This window comes from Rhizobium sp. 862_C5_N1_2 (assembly GCF_051811205.1).
Lineage (GTDB): Bacteria > Pseudomonadota > Alphaproteobacteria > Rhizobiales > Rhizobiaceae > Rhizobium > Rhizobium leguminosarum.
This window is the reverse complement of sequence record NZ_JBPWPT010000001.1, coordinates 3,650,968-3,666,970: the sequence shown is the minus strand read 5'-3', so window position 1 is coordinate 3,666,970 and position 16,003 is coordinate 3,650,968. Positions and strand designations below refer to the sequence as shown.

Annotated in this window: 16 protein-coding genes; 5 read left to right on the top strand and 11 right to left on the bottom strand. The window is 61.5% G+C overall.

All coding sequences use genetic code 11. The features are described from left to right. Nucleotides 1-4: 4 nt before the first annotated feature. Nucleotides 5-382 carry a DoxX family protein gene (locus ACD590_RS18300; RefSeq protein ID WP_065278036.1) on the bottom strand — a complete coding sequence of 126 codons (378 nt, stop codon included), beginning with the start codon at nucleotides 380-382 and terminating at the stop codon, nucleotides 5-7. Between the two features lie 236 nt (nucleotides 383-618). On the opposite strand from ACD590_RS18300, the gene mprF reads away from it, so the two are divergent. Beyond that, nucleotides 619-3,222, top strand: a complete 2,604-nt coding sequence (gene mprF / locus ACD590_RS18295; RefSeq protein WP_439003134.1) for a bifunctional lysylphosphatidylglycerol flippase/synthetase MprF — start codon at nucleotides 619-621, stop codon at nucleotides 3,220-3,222. Further along, a complete protein-coding gene (locus tag ACD590_RS18290; protein ID WP_018445927.1) occupies nucleotides 3,219-4,601 on the top strand; it encodes a virulence factor family protein in 1,383 nt (460 codons plus the stop codon). The genes mprF and ACD590_RS18290 overlap by 4 nt, the downstream gene beginning before the upstream one ends. 50 nt (nucleotides 4,602-4,651) lie before the next feature. Here ACD590_RS18290 and ACD590_RS18285 read toward each other — a convergent pair whose 3' ends face one another. From ACD590_RS18285 to ruvC, 8 genes are all read right to left on the bottom strand, one after another. Next, nucleotides 4,652-5,215: a DinB family protein gene (locus ACD590_RS18285; RefSeq protein WP_018445926.1), complete on the bottom strand. Its 564-nt coding sequence runs from the start codon at nucleotides 5,213-5,215 to the stop codon at nucleotides 4,652-4,654. A gap of 91 nt (nucleotides 5,216-5,306) precedes the next feature. Continuing rightward, entirely contained in the window at nucleotides 5,307-5,819 is a 513-nt protein-coding gene (locus ACD590_RS18280; protein WP_065278033.1) for an NUDIX hydrolase, read from the bottom strand. Between the two features lie 6 nt (nucleotides 5,820-5,825). Beyond that, the gene (locus tag ACD590_RS18275; RefSeq protein WP_065278032.1) at nucleotides 5,826-6,728 is read right to left on the bottom strand and encodes a metallophosphoesterase; all 903 of its coding nucleotides are present in this window, start codon (nucleotides 6,726-6,728) and stop codon (nucleotides 5,826-5,828) included. After that, entirely contained in the window at nucleotides 6,729-7,769 is a 1,041-nt protein-coding gene (gene ruvB / locus ACD590_RS18270) for a Holliday junction branch migration DNA helicase RuvB (RefSeq protein ID WP_028733494.1), read from the bottom strand. After that, complete coding sequence (locus tag ACD590_RS18265) at nucleotides 7,766-8,164, bottom strand: PIN domain-containing protein (protein WP_017968120.1); 399 nt, start codon at nucleotides 8,162-8,164, stop codon at nucleotides 7,766-7,768. Before ACD590_RS18265 ends, ruvB begins: the two co-directional genes overlap by 4 nt. Next, nucleotides 8,161-8,421 carry an AbrB/MazE/SpoVT family DNA-binding domain-containing protein gene (locus tag ACD590_RS18260; protein WP_018445922.1) on the bottom strand — a complete coding sequence of 87 codons (261 nt, stop codon included), beginning with the start codon at nucleotides 8,419-8,421 and terminating at the stop codon, nucleotides 8,161-8,163. Before ACD590_RS18260 ends, ACD590_RS18265 begins: the two co-directional genes overlap by 4 nt. A gap of 54 nt (nucleotides 8,422-8,475) precedes the next feature. Then, nucleotides 8,476-9,090, bottom strand: coding sequence for a Holliday junction branch migration protein RuvA (ruvA, locus tag ACD590_RS18255; RefSeq protein WP_018243450.1), 615 nt, complete (start codon nucleotides 9,088-9,090; stop codon nucleotides 8,476-8,478). A gap of 41 nt (nucleotides 9,091-9,131) precedes the next feature. Next, nucleotides 9,132-9,641: a crossover junction endodeoxyribonuclease RuvC gene (ruvC, locus tag ACD590_RS18250; RefSeq protein WP_018243449.1), complete on the bottom strand. Its 510-nt coding sequence runs from the start codon at nucleotides 9,639-9,641 to the stop codon at nucleotides 9,132-9,134. A gap of 244 nt (nucleotides 9,642-9,885) precedes the next feature. Between ruvC and ACD590_RS18245 the strand changes: the two genes are divergently transcribed. Next, on the top strand, nucleotides 9,886-12,201 hold the full coding sequence (locus tag ACD590_RS18245; protein WP_439003133.1) for a methyl-accepting chemotaxis protein: 2,316 nt from the start codon (nucleotides 9,886-9,888) through the stop codon (nucleotides 12,199-12,201). Between the two features lie 126 nt (nucleotides 12,202-12,327). Next, nucleotides 12,328-13,329, top strand: coding sequence for an LLM class flavin-dependent oxidoreductase (locus ACD590_RS18240; RefSeq protein ID WP_439020959.1), 1,002 nt, complete (start codon nucleotides 12,328-12,330; stop codon nucleotides 13,327-13,329). Nucleotides 13,330-13,494: 165 nt separating this feature from the next. Here the strand turns inward: ACD590_RS18240 and ACD590_RS18235 are convergent, their stop codons facing one another. Next, nucleotides 13,495-14,241 (bottom strand): YebC/PmpR family DNA-binding transcriptional regulator, encoded by a 747-nt coding sequence (locus ACD590_RS18235; protein ID WP_018243446.1) that lies wholly within the window; start codon nucleotides 14,239-14,241, stop codon nucleotides 13,495-13,497. 141 nt (nucleotides 14,242-14,382) lie between these two features. On the opposite strand from ACD590_RS18235, the gene ACD590_RS18230 reads away from it, so the two are divergent. Next, a complete protein-coding gene (locus ACD590_RS18230) occupies nucleotides 14,383-14,886 on the top strand; it encodes a pyridoxamine 5'-phosphate oxidase family protein (protein ID WP_018445919.1) in 504 nt (167 codons plus the stop codon). Nucleotides 14,887-15,022: 136 nt separating this feature from the next. Here the strand turns inward: ACD590_RS18230 and ACD590_RS18225 are convergent, their stop codons facing one another. Continuing rightward, nucleotides 15,023-15,868 (bottom strand): MBL fold metallo-hydrolase, encoded by an 846-nt coding sequence (locus ACD590_RS18225; RefSeq protein ID WP_018243444.1) that lies wholly within the window; start codon nucleotides 15,866-15,868, stop codon nucleotides 15,023-15,025. Nucleotides 15,869-16,003 lie beyond the last annotated feature (135 nt).

Genomic DNA, 16,003 nt, shown 5'->3' with positions numbered 1-16,003 from the left:
CGCCTCACATCGCGCCGGCGGCTGCGATCAGCAGGCCGCCGATGATCGCCATGTTGGTTTTCCAGGTATTGATCGCGCTGTCGCGTGCCGTTCCCTGCATGTCCCAGAAATTCAGCAGCATGACCGTGGCGGCCAGCGTGAAGATGATGAGACCGAATGCCGCTGCCGCGACAAAAAGGCCGAGCATCAGCAGGATGCCGGCGACGATCTGGAACATGCTGCCCAAGACCAGCACCCATTTTGCAAAAGGGACGCCGCGGGTTTCGATCGCCTCGGTCAGCGGCACGATAACGAAAAAATGATGAATGCCGCCAGCGACATAGAGGCCGCCCAGCAGCAGACGTCCGAGGGCAAGCATCACGAAGGCCGGACCATCCTGCATATCGAACCATTCTCCCGTGTCTCAATTCTCCGTCGAGCGCAAGGCTCTGCCGAAGCTTACTAAAATGCAATGCGCCGCGACGCCTGCCAGCGCAAATTCGCCCCAATTGAGGATGATGGAGGCGCAGGCGGCGGGGCTGGGGTTGCGGCGGCATGGCTTCATAGAGCTTATATGCCGCTCATGTTACGTCTTTCGAAATGATTCCCGCCAAGCTGGAAGTTGCAGCAGGGTACGAGATGTCGGGGCACGGCAAATTGGAAGAGATGGAAGAAACGGACGGGTTTTCTTTTCGCGGGCTTTTCAGGCGTTACAGAACGCCGTTGATGGCAGCCGCGTCACTGGTGGTCTTCTGCCTCGTCGGTTACGCGATTATGCAGCTTACCAACGAGGTGCGTTATGACGACGTCGTCGGTGCGCTGGCGGCGACCAGGCCGAGCGCGATCCTGCTTGCGCTGTTCTTCACGGCGCTCAGTTTCCTCTCGCTGATCTTCTACGATCTCAACGCCATCGAGTACATCGGCAAGAAGCTGCCCTTTCCGCATGTGGCGCTGACGGCGTTCAGCGCCTATGCCGTCGGCAATACTGCCGGTTTCGGCGCGCTTTCGGGCGGCGCGATCCGCTACCGCGCCTATACGCGCCTCGGGCTCTCGCCGGAGGATATCGGCCGAATCATCGCCTTCGTCACGCTGTCCTTCGGACTGGGTCTTGCGGGCGTCGCGGCGATCGCCCTCATCGTCATCGCCGACGAAATCGGCCCGCTCGTCGGCGTGAGCCCCTTCCTTCTGCGGCTGATCGCCGGTTCGATCGTCGCCATTCTGGGCGCGGTGATGATTATCGGCCGTGACGGGCGTGTGCTCGATCTTGGCCCCGTCGCAATCCGCCTGCCGGATTCGCGTACCTGGTCGCGCCAGTTCCTCGTGACCGCCTTCGATATCGCCGCCTCGGCGTCGGTGCTCTACGTGCTGCTGCCGCAGACGGCAATCGGCTGGCCGGTCTTCCTCGCCGTCTATGCGATCGCCGTCGGTCTCGGCGTGCTCAGCCATGTTCCGGCCGGGCTCGGCGTGTTCGAGACCGTGATCATCGCCTCGCTCGGCAGCGCGGTGAACATCGATGCCGTGCTCGGATCGCTGGTGCTCTACAGGCTGGTCTACCATGTGCTGCCGCTGTTGATCGCCGTGCTCGCGGTCTCGGCGGCGGAGCTGCGTCGTTTCGTCGACCATCCGGCCGCCTCCAGTATGCGACGTATCGGCGGGCGACTGATGCCGCAGCTGCTGTCGGCTCTCGCGCTGCTGCTCGGCGTCATGCTGGTGTTTTCGAGCGTCACGCCGACGCCGGACCAGAACCTCGAATTCCTCTCCAACTATCTGCCGCTGCCGATGGTCGAAGGGGCACATTTCCTCTCCAGCCTGCTGGGGCTGGCGCTCGTCGTCGCCGCGCGCGGCCTCGGCCAGCGGCTCGACGGCGCCTGGTGGGTGGCCGTGTTCTCGGCGCTTGCTGCGTTGACTTTGTCGCTGCTGAAGGCGATCGCGCTCGTCGAAGCCGCTTTTCTCGCCTTCCTCATCTTCGGGCTCTTCGTCAGCCGCCGGCTCTTTACCCGCCAGGCCTCGCTGCTCAACCAGGCGCTGACTGCGTCCTGGTTGATGGCGATCGCCGTGATCGTCGTCGGCGCCGTCGTCATCCTGCTCTTCGTCTATCGCGACGTCGAATACAGCAACCAGCTCTGGTGGCAGTTCGAATTTACGGCCGAAGCGCCGCGCGGGCTGCGCGCCGTACTCGGCATCACCATCATCTCGTCGGCGATCGCCGTCTTCAGCCTGCTCCGGCCGGCGAGCTTCCGGCCGGAGCAGGCGACGGACGAGGCGCTGGTGCGTGCCGTCGAGATCGTCATGAAGCAGGGCAACGCCGATGCCAATCTGGTGCGCATGGGCGACAAGAGCATCATGTTTTCGGAAAACGGCGACGCCTTCATCATGTATGGCCGGCAGGGCCGCTCCTGGATCGCGCTGTTCGATCCGGTCGGCGACCATCGCGCCGTGCAGGAACTCGTCTGGCGTTTCGTCGAAGCGGCGCGTGCCGCTGGCTGCCGGGCCGTGTTCTACCAGATATCGCCCGCGTTGCTGTCCCATTGCGCCGATGCCGGCCTTCGCGCCTTCAAGCTCGGGGAACTGGCGGTGGCCGATCTGAGGACCTTCGAGATGAAGGGCGGCAAATGGGCGAACCTTCGCCAGACGGCAAGCCGCGCCCAGCGCGACGGGCTGGAATTCGCCGTCGTCGAACCGCAGGACGTGTCTTCCGTCATCGATGAACTAGCCGCCGTTTCGACGGCCTGGCTCGAGCTTCACAATGCCAAGGAAAAGGGCTTCTCGCTCGGCGCCTTCGATTCCGATTATGTCTCCTCGCAGCCGGTCGGCATCCTGAAAAAGGACGGCAGGATCGTCGCCTTCGCCAATATCCTCATGACCGAATCCAGACAGGAGGGCACGATCGATCTCATGCGCTTCTCGCCGGACGCGCCGAAAGGCTCGATGGATTTTCTCTTCGTGCAGATCATGGAATATCTGCGAGGGCAGGGTTTTACCCACTTCAATCTCGGCATGGCGCCGCTCTCCGGCATGTCGAAACGCGAGGCGGCGCCCGTCTGGGACCGCATCGGCAGCACCGTCTTCGAACACGGCGAGCGCTTCTATAACTTCAAAGGCCTTCGGGCATTCAAATCCAAGTTTCATCCGCACTGGCAACCGCGCTATCTTGCGGTCTCCGGAGGGGGCAATCCGATGATCGCGTTGATGGACGCGACATTTCTGATTGGGGGCGGATTGAAAGGGGTAGTGAGAAAATGATCAGGACAATCCTTCTTGCCACGGCATGCGCCTGCATGCTCGCGGCCGCACCGGCTGATGCCGCCGAGGAAACCACGCAAAGCTTCGAAACCGGGCTCATCCCGTCGCCGCACATCTTCCTGCCGGAAGGGGAGGTGAAGGGCACGGTGATGCTGATCTCGGATGCCGCCGGCTGGGGCGACTATGAGAAGGCCGAAGCCGACAGGTTGGTCGCCGAAGGCGCCGTCGTCATCGGCGTCGACTTTCCATCCTATATCCAGGCGCTCAGCCGGTACGACGTCAGCCTCAACGACGGCTGTGTCTACATGGTGTCGGACATCGAATCGCTCAGCCAGCAGGTGCAGCGCGCGACCGGCAACAACGCCTATCACCTGCCAATCGTCGCCGGCATCGGCGAGGGCGGGGCCTTGGCGCTGGCGATCGCCGCGCAAACGCCGGATGCGACGATCGGCCAGACACTTGCCGTTAATCCGGTCGCCGGCATTCCGCTTGCCCAGGCGCTTTGCACGCCGGCGTCCAAGCAAGTGGTCGGCGAACGCACCGTATATGGCCTCAGCGACGGCGTCCTGCCGGACCCGATCATTACCGTCTTCACGCCTGATGCCAACAAGGATGGCCGGGCGCATGCCGAGGCGCTGAAGAAGGTCCATGACGCGATCGAGATCCGCGACTCCACCGACGATGCGCAGACGGCGTTTGCCGATACGCTCGACGATCTCGTCACTGCCTCCGGCGCCTTCGGCAACCCGCTTGGCCTGCCGCTGGCTGTGCTCGAGGCGACCCCCGCCTTCGATACGATGGCGGTGATCTATTCTGGCGACGGCGGCTGGCGCGACATCGACAAGGAGGTCGGCGGCACGCTGCAGAAGGAAGGTATTCCGGTCGTTGGCGTCGATTCGCTCCACTATTTCTGGTCGGAGCGCAAGCCGGAGGAGACCGCCGCCGATCTTTCGAAGATCATCGATTTCTACCGCAAGCAGTGGAAGGTGAAGCATGTGCTGCTCGTCGGTTATTCCTTCGGTGCCGATGTCGTGCCCGCCACCTACCAGCTCCTCAAGCCAGCCGAAAAGTCGGCGGTGGCGCAATTGTCGCTGCTGTCGCTTTCGCACGAAGTCGACTACGTCATCTCCGTTCTCGGCTGGCTCGGCCAGAAGACGGAAGGCGCGGGAGGCGATCCCGTCGGCGATCTGAAGAACATCGATCCGAAGCTCGTGCAATGCATCTACGGCAAGGACGACGATGATGATGTCGCCTGTCCGGCGCTGAAAGATAGCGGCGCCGAGGTCATCGAACTGCCCGGCGATCATCACTTCGACGAGAATTACGACCTTCTCACGAAGACGATCATCGACGGCCTGAAGAGACGACTGCAGGACTAAAGCGCAGCGCGTCCGATAGGACGCGCTAAGGACGCTTTAACACTTTGAAATCAGCGCATCAGCGTTTCTTCGTTCCAGCCGAGCGCGGTGAGTTCCGTGCCACGAAACCGCGCATCGTCGGCAACGATGAATTCGTCGAGTTGCGGCGGAGCGACGCTGGTGCCGGAGAGCATCGCATGCACCTGGCCGCGATGATGGGTCTGATGCTGGAAGAGGTGGCCGATCACGTCTTCCATCCGCTCTTCTTGGATGCGGGCGCCGCGATGGAGGCTGATGGTCGAGGTGAGCCTCTGCGGCGTCAGGGCCTCGCAAAGTGCCACCAGGCGCTGATCGACCTTCGCCTGTGCTTCTGCCAGCGAGGAAACGTCATCGAATGGTTCGTCGGCCTCGAAGGCCTTGAGCCCGAGCGTTCCGCCTTCCAGGCCGTCGACATAGAACCAATCGACCGTGATGATGTGGTTCAAGGTTTCCTTGATCGAGGGGAAGAAGCTGGTGCGCGGCGCTTCGAATTCGCCGGGCTTCAATGTCGCGCAGGCCTGAAGCAGCCGGCGGTTGGCAAGGGCGTTGTTGTAGGCAAGTTTTCGGAATGGCCTGACAGGATCGAAGGTCGGCATCGGCGCATCTCCTCTTTAAGCGCTTTTGGCTACAGCGCCGCGCGCCTTTTGAGGCGCGCAAAAGACGCTGTAACACCTTGAATTGCTTGCATCAGTTCTTGTCATCGAGATCGCCGTCCCGCCAGACGAGATGACGTGGCGCAACGGGCAGGCTCTCGATTTCATCGGCGATGAAATAGGGCGGGATGTCGAGTGTCGTCAGGGCACTACGCGTTGCCGGCACCCATTTGAATTCGAGATAGTTGTCGCCGTCCTCGATCCGATGGATGATTTCGCCCGGTCGGAAGGGGAATTCCGCCGGGATCTCCATCAGATAATAGAGGCCGAGTTCATGCCAGTCGCGCTGTTCGTAGTGGAAAAAATTCTCGACGATCCACAGCAGGCGGAAGACAGTGACTTCGACGCCCAGTTCCTCCACCATCTCCCGTTTGAGCGTTTCCTCCGACGTCTCGCCGATTTCCGCCCTGCCGCCTGGAAAGGTCCAGAAGGGCTCATGCACGGCGCGATGGACGAGTACGTGGCCATCGCGAAAGCCGAGGCCGGCGATGCGATAGTTGAAACGCTCAGCGCCCGCATTCAGGCGGATGAGAGTGCGCTTGGTCATGCCATTCTATCCAAGATCGATCACGACAATTTCCGGCGGCACGCCGAAGCGGACCGGTGCAATCGAGCAGCCGAGGCCACCGGAAACGATGATATTACGCCCCTCCTCGATCATATGGCCATAGGCGTAGCGATTGCCGTATCGCGAGGGCACGATCGGCGAACGGCCGAGGAGACGGATCTGTCCGCCATGGGTGTGGCCCGATAGCGTCAGCGAGACCCGCTCGGGCACGCGCGGAAAGATATCGGGTTCATGGGCAAGCAGGATGACGGGCGCATCGTCCGTCACCTGAGCCATCGTTCCATCGAGATCGTCGAGGCCGAGCATCTGCGTGCGGCCCCACTTCCGGCCCGGCAGCAGCGCCAGCTGATCTTCGACGCCTGCGAGCCAAAAGCCGCGGCCGTCCTTTTCGAGCCGAACGGCGCGGTTGCCATAGACCGGAATGCCGACGTCGGCGAGGGCTCGGTGTCCGAATGTTTCCATCCCGCCGTTCTTCTGGGCGGTCCTGTCCTCCCACCAATCGTGGTTGCCCATGATCGCATGGACGCCGAGAGGGGCCCGCAAGGTGGCGAGCGCCTTCGACCATTGGCTCGAATGCACGTACTGCGTCACCATGTTCATGCCGGCGGCGTAATCGCCGAGCAGGACGGTGACGTCGCCTTCGAGTTCATTCGCCCTGTGGCAGATCGCGGCAATGCGGCTTGCCGACATCCAGGGTTCACAGGCATGGAGATCGGCGAGCGCGACGACGCGCAGCTTGAGCCCTGGCGTCCAGCCCGGCGGCGTCAGCTGGTAGTGGGTGATGGCGAGACGCGCGAGCGGTTCATAAGCGAAGGCGTAACCACCGAGCGACATGACGCCTGCGACACTGCCGCCGAGAACCTTGAAAAATCCGCGGCGGGTGATCACTCAATTGTCCTCCTGGAACAGCCGGAACTGCGCAGCCTCCATATCCTTAGGTGGTTGCATTCCCAGATGTTTCCACGCGATTGCGGTCAGAACACGGCCGCGTGGCGTGCGCTGAATGAAACCCTGCTGGATCATGTAGGGCTCGATAATGTCCTCGATCGCGTCGCGCGGTTCGGAAAGGCCAGCGGCAATGGTTTCGATGCCGACCGGGCCGCCGCCGAAATTGACGGCGATCATGTTGAGGTAACGTTTGTCGAGCTGGTCGAAGCCGACATTGTCGACCAGCAGGCGGGTCAGCGCCTCGTCGGCGATCTCGCGGGTGACGGCCTCTGCCCTTGCCACCTCGGCAAAGTCGCGCACACGCCGCAACAGCCGGCCGGCGATGCGCGGGGTGCCACGGGCGCGTCTTGCGATCTCGCGGGCGCCCTCCTCGGTGATCGGCAGGTTCATCAGCCGCGCGCCACGGCGCACGATCAGTTCCAGCTCCTCGACGGTGTAGAAGCTCAGGCGCACCGGAATGCCAAAGCGGTCGCGCAGCGGCGTCGTCAACAGGCCAAGGCGGGTGGTGGCCGCCACCAGCGTGAATTTCGACAGGTCGATCTTCACCGAGCGAGCCGCAGGGCCTTCCCCGATGATGAGGTCGAGCTGGAAATCCTCCATGGCCGGATAGAGGATTTCCTCGACGGCGGGGTTGAGGCGATGGATCTCGTCGATGAAGAGCACGTCGCGCTCCTCGAGATTGGTGAGCAGGGCAGCGAGATCGCCGGCCTTGGCGATCACCGGGCCCGACGTCGAGCGGAAGTTGACGCCGAGCTCTTTGGCCATGATCTGCGCCAGCGTCGTCTTGCCGAGGCCTGGCGGACCGACGAAGAGTACATGGTCCAGCGCTTCGCCGCGGTTTTTCGCCGCCTCGATGAAGACCTTGAGATTGGCGCGCGCTTCCGCCTGGCCGGTGAACTCGTCCAGCGATTGCGGGCGCAACGTGATATCAAGGTCTTCGCCCCGCTTTTCCGGCGATATCAGGCGGGCGGAGTCGCTCATGTCAAAAGTTCCATTCCAGGTATGGTTTTTGCGGCTTGGGCATCGAATGTCCTGGTTGTCACGCAGCCCGCATCACGATTACGAAGGGCGATGAAGACATCTGCAAATTCTGCATTCGTCCGCACCATGATTGCGAGCGTCTCCTCGACTACTCTTTCATCTTCAAGGATCAGGTCGGCCGAGTCCAACAAGTCCGAAATCGCCTCCATGATCTGTTCTCTCTTCAGCTTGATCCGTTGTCTCAAGAACCAGGCGCATTCCATCAGCGTGATGCAACTGATATAGCCGGGTGCCGTATCGGACAGGCTCGCGAAGAGCGTTGTGACCTTCTCCGTCTGGACGACATCGTCCTTCAAGAGGAAGCGCAGCATAATATTGGTGTCGAGGCCAATCATCTTGCACTAGTCGCGTGATCGGCGATGGCTTCCCCAATCGCCTCGTCCATTTCTGTCAAAGTGATCGTCGGTCGGTTCGGATCGTGAAACTTGCCTGCAAGGTCGATGGCGCGTTTGTTCTTGGCTTTCATGATGATTTCGCCATCGCGATTGATGTAGCGGATCCTGTCGCCGGACTTCAGATTCAGCAATTCACGAACTTCAGCCGGAATTGTTGTCTGGCCCTTCGATGTCATCGTACCGTAGTAGATATTCATGCGGATCTCCTTACCATTCAAGTTTAGTAAGGAATTGCGATATATTCAAGGAGATCACCGCGCCAGCTCTTTCAATCCCAGCCTGATCAGCTTGGCGCTGTCGGCGCCATCGCCCGCCGCCTTCATTGCCGCGGCAACCGCATTCGCGGCCTGGTCGCGGGAATAGCCGAGGTTGGTCAGTGCGGACACCGCATCGGCGACGGGTGCTGCCGCGACGCCTTCACCGAGTTCCTGCTTGAGAGCGATATTGATCGCTTCGCCGGCAAAGGCCGGCGCCCGGTTCTTGAGCTCGGTGACAAGACGCATCGCCACTTTCGGACCGACGCCCGGCGCACGCGAGACGGCGGCGCGGTCCTGCAGGGCGATCGCATTGGCGAGTTCGCCTGGCGTCAACGTCGAGAGCACGGCGAGCGCCACCTTGGCGCCGACGCCCTGGACGCTCTGGAGCAGGTTGAACCATTCCCGCTCCAGCGCGGTCATGAAGCCGAAGAGCCTCAGCTGGTCCTCACGCACATATGTTTCGATAAACAGCACGCAGGCCTCGCCGGCCGAGCCGAGCTTGGACAGGGTGCGGGCCGAGCAATGGGCGACGTAGCAGACGCCGTGCACATCGACGAGCACATAGTCTTCGCCGATCTCGTCTATGGTGCCTTTCAGCTTGCCGATCATGGGTCGGGTCTCTCAGCAGATGGGAACAAGTCAAGTATAGATTAACCGGCCAGTGCCTGGCGCATCCGGTTGCTGCCGCGATTGTGCGCATGGCAGATGGCGATCGCCAAGGCGTCGGCGGCGTCGTCGCCCTTGAATTCGACTTTCGGCATCAGGATCTTCAACATCATATGGATCTGGTGCTTTTCGCCATGGCCGACACCGATGACGGCCTTCTTGACGGCGTTCGGGGCATATTCGGAGACCGGCAGCCCGGCACGTGCCGGCACCAGCATGGCGATGCCACGGGCCTGGCCAAGCTTCAGGGTTGCCACCGCATCCTTGTTGACGAAGGTCTGTTCGACGGCGGCTTCATCCGGCTTATAGCTGTGGACCATCTCCGCCAGGCCGTCGTGCAGCTGGCAGAGACGGGAGGCAAGGTCCATGTCTCCATCAGAGGTCACGGTTCCAGATGCCACAAACCGCAGGGAATTGCCTGATGTGTCGATCACTCCCCAGCCGGTGCGGCGAAGCCCGGGATCGATGCCGACGATGCGAATCGTATTTTGCATGGTTCAACCTATAGCGATTGCGAAATAAGTGCCATCGATATGTGAACAAAACAAAAACGTTCCTGAATTTCGGCCCTGCCATTTACCGCGAATTAAAACAGATGCCTGAATTCTAGTCATCGAATACGAGAGGGGCTTCTTTTGGCAAAGAGTTAAGCCTCCGATGTTCTGTTTACAGGTCAGTAGATCAGGCATGCGCTGCGTGCCCGCGCTGGCAGGCGCGTTCAGAAGGGGTTCGTTGTACATGGCTCAGAGATTTCAGTCCCTGTCCTTCAAGGTCATCGTCACGTTCATTCTGATGACCGTGCTGTCCATCGCGGTCATCGATGTGCTTGCCTATTTCGCCAGCAGCCGCATTTCCGACGAGCAGGCGCTGAAGGCCAAGGAAAGTGTGCTGATTTTTCGCGGCGACATGCTGCAGGACCAGCTGACGCAGCTTGAAAACCAAGCAAATTCCATCGCGCGCATCGAGGCGCTGCAGATGTCGATCACCAATCTGAAGAGCGGCTGGAAGACCATCGAGAAGACCGCGGGCGATGCCCGCGCCGAACTGAAGAAGGTTTTCATAGCCGGCAACCCCAACCCCGCCGACCAGCGCGAGAAGCTCATCAAGCCGGAAGGGCCGAGCGGCTTTTATTATTCGAGCCACGAGAAGACGCAGGGCGAAGTCGCCCGCGACCTCGAGGATACCGCCTTCAGCGATCTGCTGATTGTCGATCTCGAGGGCACCGTTCTCTATTCCTATAAGAAGGAAGACGACTTCGCCGAGAACCTGAAGTCGGATGCCTGGAAGGCGACCGGCGCCGGCATCGCATTCGCCAAGGCGATCGAGAATACCGCCAAGGCGACCGATGATGCAGCGCCGACAGGCTTTTCCGGCCTTCGTGTCGATGCCGGCAGCGGCAAGTCGGCGATCTTTTATGCCGTGCCGATCGTCAAGCTTGGAGCGGCCAAGGGCGTCATTCTCTTCAAGGTGCGCGACGAGATCGTCACCGGCATCCTCGCCAAGGGCATCGTCCAGGGCAGCACGGCGCGGGCGGCGATCGTCTCCGGCGATGGCTCCGCCGTCGGCCTCGACGCGAGCGGCAAGCTTGCGACGCTCGATACGACGCCCTTCACCTTCATCAAGAGCGCGCTTGCCAGTTCGGCGATGACGGTTGCCGATTTCAGCCGGGCGGACGGCGCGGCCCGCGCCTATGTTCGCGGTATCGACTATCGCGGCGACCGTTTCCTCGTGGCCGAGAGCGTGCTTCTGAGCGAGCTCAATGCCGGCTCGATCGAGATCGCCACCCTGCTGACGATGATTGGCGTCGGCGTGCTCGTCGTCATGGCGATCGCGACCGGGCTCGTCACCAATTTCCTGTTTTCGCCGCTTGCGCGGCTTGCCGGCGTCACCCGCGATGTCGCCGACGGCAAGCTCGACAGCGAGATCGGCAGCCTGAACCGCAAGGACGAGATCGGCACGATGGCCAACGCGCTCGACCGCTTCCGCCACTCGCTGATCGAAAGCCGCGAGCTCGAAGCTGCCAGCGAAGAGACCCGCCTGCAGGCCGAGCACGACCGCCAGCAGAATCTGGCCGAGCGTGAGGCCGAGGCCAAGACGCTGCAGCAGGTGGTCGAGGCGATTGACGAGGGCCTGCATCATCTGGCGAACGGCGATCTCGCCTACCAGATCGATACGCGCTTCCCGAACGAGCTCGAAAGGCTGCGGGTCAATTTCAACGAGGCGCTGGCGACGCTCAGCGAAACCATGACGGCAATCGGCAGCAACTCGATGGCGGTGCGCGCCGGCTCCGAGGAGATGCGCACCGGCGCCGACGAGCTTGCCGGGCGCACCGAGCGCCAGGCCGGCTCGATCACCGAGACGGCAAATGCGATCAGCGCCATCACCCAGTCGGTCCGCCGGCAGATCGAGCGAGCCGAACAGGCCGAACGCATCGCCCGCGATGCCAAGAAGGAGACGACGGGTTCCGGCCAGATCATGCGCGAGACGATCGCGGCGATGGAGGCAATCCAGGCCTCCTCGCGCCAGATCAACACGATCATCTCGGTCATTGACGACATCGCCTTCCAGACCAACCTCCTGGCCCTCAATGCCGGTGTCGAGGCAGCGCGCGCCGGTGAATCCGGCAAGGGCTTCGCCGTCGTCGCCATGGAAGTACGCGAGCTGGCCCAGCGCTCATCGAGTGCGGCCAAGGAGATCTCCAGCCTGCTGCAGAAATCGACGCATGAGGTCGAAAGTGGCGTTACGCTTGTGGAAAAAGCGGGCGTTGCGCTGACGGGCATCGGCGCCCATGTCGAGGCGATCAACGGGCAGATCAACGAGATCATGGGTGCGACCCGCGAGGAGGCCAATACGCTGCGTGAGATCAATAGTGCCGTCGCAGAACTCGACACGATGACGCAGCAGAACGCCTCGATGGTCGAGGAGACGACGGCGGCGATCCACCGGCTGGCGACTGAAGCCCTGGAAATGGACCGCCAGCTCGGCAATTTCACGCTACCGCATAGCCATCACACGCAGAGCGCCGAGGTGCATGTGCTGCGCCGTCAGCGGTAAGCCACACCTTTCCACATTGCATAAGGGTCGCGCTCGCGCGGCCTTTTTTGTTTGCGTCCATGGTTTGGAATGGCGCGGGTGCGAACCTACATAGACGGCATCGTCCAACTGCCCGGCAGGTTTCCCATGGTTCCCTTCTCCATACTCGACCTTTCCCCCGTTGCCGAAGGCAGCACCGTGCACCAGTCCCTCAACGCCTCGGCGCGAATGGCTGTGAAGGCTGAGGAGTTCGGTTACAAGCGCTTCTGGCTTGCTGAACATCACCGCATGCCGGGGATCGCCAGCGCTGCCACATCAGTCGTCATCGGCCATGTCGGGGCTGCGACAAAGCGCATCCGCATCGGCTCCGGCGGCATCATGCTGCCCAATCACTCGCCGCTCGTCATCGCCGAGCAGTTCGGTACGCTGGAGGCACTCTTCCCCGGCCGCATCGATCTCGGCCTCGGGCGCGCGCCGGGAACCGACATGCGCACGGCACAGGCGCTGCGGCGCAACCTCGAGGCCGGTGCAAACAGCTTCCCGAACGACGTGGTGGAGCTGCAGCAACTCCTCGATACGCCGGTCGAGAATCAGGCGATCCTCGCAGTTCCCGGCAATGGTTCACATATCCCGATCTGGCTGCTCGGCTCCAGTCTCTACAGCGCCCAGCTCGCCGCCATGCTGGGGCTTCCCTATGCCTTTGCCTCGCATTTCGCCCCCGACATGCTGCTCGATGCGATCGCGATCTACCGTGACCGCTTCCAGCCCTCGGCGACGCTCGACAAGCCGCATGTGATGGTCGGCGTCATGGGCGCGGTGGCAGCGACTGACGAGGAGGCGCGCTACCATTTCACCTCCGCCCAGCAGCAGTTCGTCAATCTGCGCCGCAATGTCCGCGGCCCATTCCCACGTCCGGTGACCGATATGGGGGATTTCTGGTCGCCGATGGAGAAGATGAATGTCGAACACACGTTGCGTTATGCCGTGGTAGGTTCGCCGAAGACGGCGGAGGCGAAACTGACTGAGTTTCTGCGGGAAACGCAGGCCGACGAGGTGATCATCTCGATGCCGATCCACGACATTGAGGCGCGGCTGACATCGGTGGAACTATTCGCAGGGCTGGGGAGCTTTATGCGAGCCGCCGCTTAGAACAGGATGATTTTAGGCTGGGTCGGCCTGTCCGAAAACCGCCCACACTTTTCGGCATCATGCTCTAGGATCTACGCAAGGCGCACTCTGACGGCGCCACCTTTCCGGTAAGAAAAAACCCGGCGTTGCAGCCGGGTTTTTATATTTGACATCTGCCTGAGGAGATCAGGCCGAGAGCTTCGCCAGCACTTCTTCCGAGACTTCGAAGTTGGAATAGACGTTCTGCACGTCGTCATCGTCTTCCAGGCTGTCGATGAGCTTCATCAGTGACTGGGCTTTTTCCTCGTCCACCGGCACGTTGTTCTGGGCGCGCCAGACGGCCTTGACGGTTTCGGCTTCGCCGAGGCTCGATTCCAGCGCTTTCGCCACTTCGCCGAGGGCTTCGAAGCCGCAGGTAATGTAGTGGCCGTCTTCGTCGGTCTCGACGTCGTCGGCGCCAGCTTCGATTGCGGCTTCCATCACCTTGTCGGCATCGCCGACGGAAAGCTTGTAGGTGATTTCGCCGACATGGTCGAAGGAGAAGGAAACGGAACCGGTTTCGCCGAGAGCGCCGCCGGCCTTGGTGAAGCTCGAGCGGACGTTGGAGGCGGTGCGGTTGCGGTTGTCGGTCAGAGCCTCGACGATGATCGCCGTGCCACCGGGGCCGTAGCCCTCATAGCGGACTTCGTCATAATTTTCGCCGTCGGCGCCGGCTGCCTTCTTGATGGCGCGGTCGATATTGTCCTTCGGCATGGACTGGGCCTTGGCGTTCTGGATCGCCAGGCGAAGGCGGGCGTTCATCGTCGGGTCGGGCAGGCCGGCCTTGGCGGCAACGGTGATTTCGCGCGCAAGCTTGGAGAACATTTTCGACCGCACGGCATCCTGACGGCCTTTGCGGTGCATGATGTTTTTAAACTGTGAATGGCCAGCCATGGCACCCCTGTCCACGTCTCATTGTTCGGAATGGGCCGCCTTATAAGAGCGAAACGGCACCCGTTCAAGGAAAAAGCAGTTCGGAACAAAGGCGAGGGGATGGCGTTTCAATCGAACTCCATCCAACGGAAAGGAACGGTCATGGCAAGTCTCAGCGAGGCGCAGGAACATCCAGCACGTCAGCTCTGGGATCAGGTCAACGATGTCCATGCCGGCATGCTCGGAATTTCCGGACTGGATATGCACATGCAGCCGATGGCGCCGCATGCCGATCCCACCACCAACACCATCTGGTTCTACACCAAGACCGATGCCGACATCGTGCGCGCCATCAAGCCCGGCAGCCGCGCGCATTTCTGTGTCGTCGGTAAGGATCACGACTATCACGCCTGCCTCGCCGGTGTGATTGAGGTGCATCCTGACCCTTCCAAGATCGAGGAATATTGGAGCTCGATCGTCGCAGCCTGGTATGACGGCGGCAAGAAGGACCCCAAGCTCACCATGCTGTCCCTCCATGTCGACGATGCGGAGATCTGGGTTTCCACAGGCAACAAGCTGAAATTCGGCTGGGAGATCGCCAAGGCCAATCTCGACGATGACAAGATGCCGGATGTCGGAATCAAGCGTCACCTGCAGTTCGCTTGACGCGCAGTGCCACTGCATAATTCCTTAATTCGGAATCGATTTAAGGATAAAATTATGCAGCAATTCAAAGTGCTACAGCGTCCTTTGCGCGTCTGAAAAGACGCGCGGCGCTGTAGAAGGAAAACCGCCGGGCCTTTTACTGCACGCCCTTCAGCACATAGATCAGCGGCTTTTTCGGCAGAGTGCGCATGGAGACGGTGATACTGGCATCGGGCGCATTGCCGACGTCGAAATCCTTGCCGAACATCGAGACGAAGGCTTCGACTGGCGGGCCGCGTCGGTGCATCGGCAGGATCAACGACGAGCGTAGCCGCTTGATGACGCGGCTCATGCTGTCGGCGCCCATCGTCAGGCCACCGTCGACGGGGACCATGACGACGTCGAGGCGGCCGATCTCGGTATAATGGGCATCTGTCAGCTCGTAGTGCAGGTGGCCGAGATGGCCGATGCACAGGCCGGCGATCTCGAAGATAAATATGGAGTTGCCGTTCTCATGCGCGCCGCCGAGGCCGTAGCTGAAGCGGATATCCGTCGTAACGTTGCGGATATAGGCATCGCCGACGACGAGATTGATGTTGGCCTTTTCGCCCGGAATGTCGCTCCACCCATGCAGCACGTGCTTGATGCCGGGATCGGGGGTCAGGGTATAGTGGGTCGTGTGCGCTTTGTTCATGGTCACGACATCGGGCATCGTCGCCGGTCTGTACCAGCCATTATAGTCTGTCGCGATGACGATGCCGCCCGGGGTCTCGATCTCGAAGGTGGAATGGCCGAGGAAGGTCAGTTTGACGTCCTCGCCCTCGGAGACGGCAGGCATCAGCGGCAGGGCGCCGGAGAAACTTGCGAAGGTCACCTTGGGGATGGTTTGCGCGATCGCCTGGCACTGGCTGACCGGTGGCCGCTGCTCTTGTGCCCCGGCAAGATTGGGCGCGGCGAAGGCCGCAAGGCATGCGATAGCGAGGATAAGATACCGCGGCTTCATGCCACCCCTCCGGCGCTCTATCACCTTCAACCGGCGCATAACCCGGAAAATCGATACCGATTTTGGGGTTATACCCGAGTGGCGGGGAGGATGCGGCATGAGGCCGCAGGGGTCCAGACGGCGGGTCCTCACAAT

Coding starts and splice junctions, on each gene's coding strand:
- ACD590_RS18280 (WP_065278033.1), bottom strand. CDS start 5,819: ATGACCAAGCGCACTCTCATCCGCCTGAATGCGGGCGCTGAGCGTTTC.
- ACD590_RS18245 (WP_439003133.1), top strand. CDS start 9,886: ATGGCTCAGAGATTTCAGTCCCTGTCCTTCAAGGTCATCGTCACGTTC.
- ACD590_RS18265 (WP_017968120.1), bottom strand. CDS start 8,164: ATGATTGGCCTCGACACCAATATTATGCTGCGCTTCCTCTTGAAGGAC.
- ruvC (WP_018243449.1), bottom strand. CDS start 9,641: ATGCAAAATACGATTCGCATCGTCGGCATCGATCCCGGGCTTCGCCGC.
- ACD590_RS18230 (WP_018445919.1), top strand. CDS start 14,383: ATGGCAAGTCTCAGCGAGGCGCAGGAACATCCAGCACGTCAGCTCTGG.
- ACD590_RS18225 (WP_018243444.1), bottom strand. CDS start 15,868: ATGAAGCCGCGGTATCTTATCCTCGCTATCGCATGCCTTGCGGCCTTC.
- ACD590_RS18260 (WP_018445922.1), bottom strand. CDS start 8,421: ATGAATATCTACTACGGTACGATGACATCGAAGGGCCAGACAACAATT.
- ruvA (WP_018243450.1), bottom strand. CDS start 9,090: ATGATCGGCAAGCTGAAAGGCACCATAGACGAGATCGGCGAAGACTAT.
- ACD590_RS18290 (WP_018445927.1), top strand. CDS start 3,219: ATGATCAGGACAATCCTTCTTGCCACGGCATGCGCCTGCATGCTCGCG.
- ruvB (WP_028733494.1), bottom strand. CDS start 7,769: ATGAGCGACTCCGCCCGCCTGATATCGCCGGAAAAGCGGGGCGAAGAC.
- ACD590_RS18285 (WP_018445926.1), bottom strand. CDS start 5,215: ATGCCGACCTTCGATCCTGTCAGGCCATTCCGAAAACTTGCCTACAAC.
- ACD590_RS18240 (WP_439020959.1), top strand. CDS start 12,328: ATGGTTCCCTTCTCCATACTCGACCTTTCCCCCGTTGCCGAAGGCAGC.
- mprF (WP_439003134.1), top strand. CDS start 619: ATGTCGGGGCACGGCAAATTGGAAGAGATGGAAGAAACGGACGGGTTT.
- ACD590_RS18300 (WP_065278036.1), bottom strand. CDS start 382: ATGCAGGATGGTCCGGCCTTCGTGATGCTTGCCCTCGGACGTCTGCTG.
- ACD590_RS18235 (WP_018243446.1), bottom strand. CDS start 14,241: ATGGCTGGCCATTCACAGTTTAAAAACATCATGCACCGCAAAGGCCGT.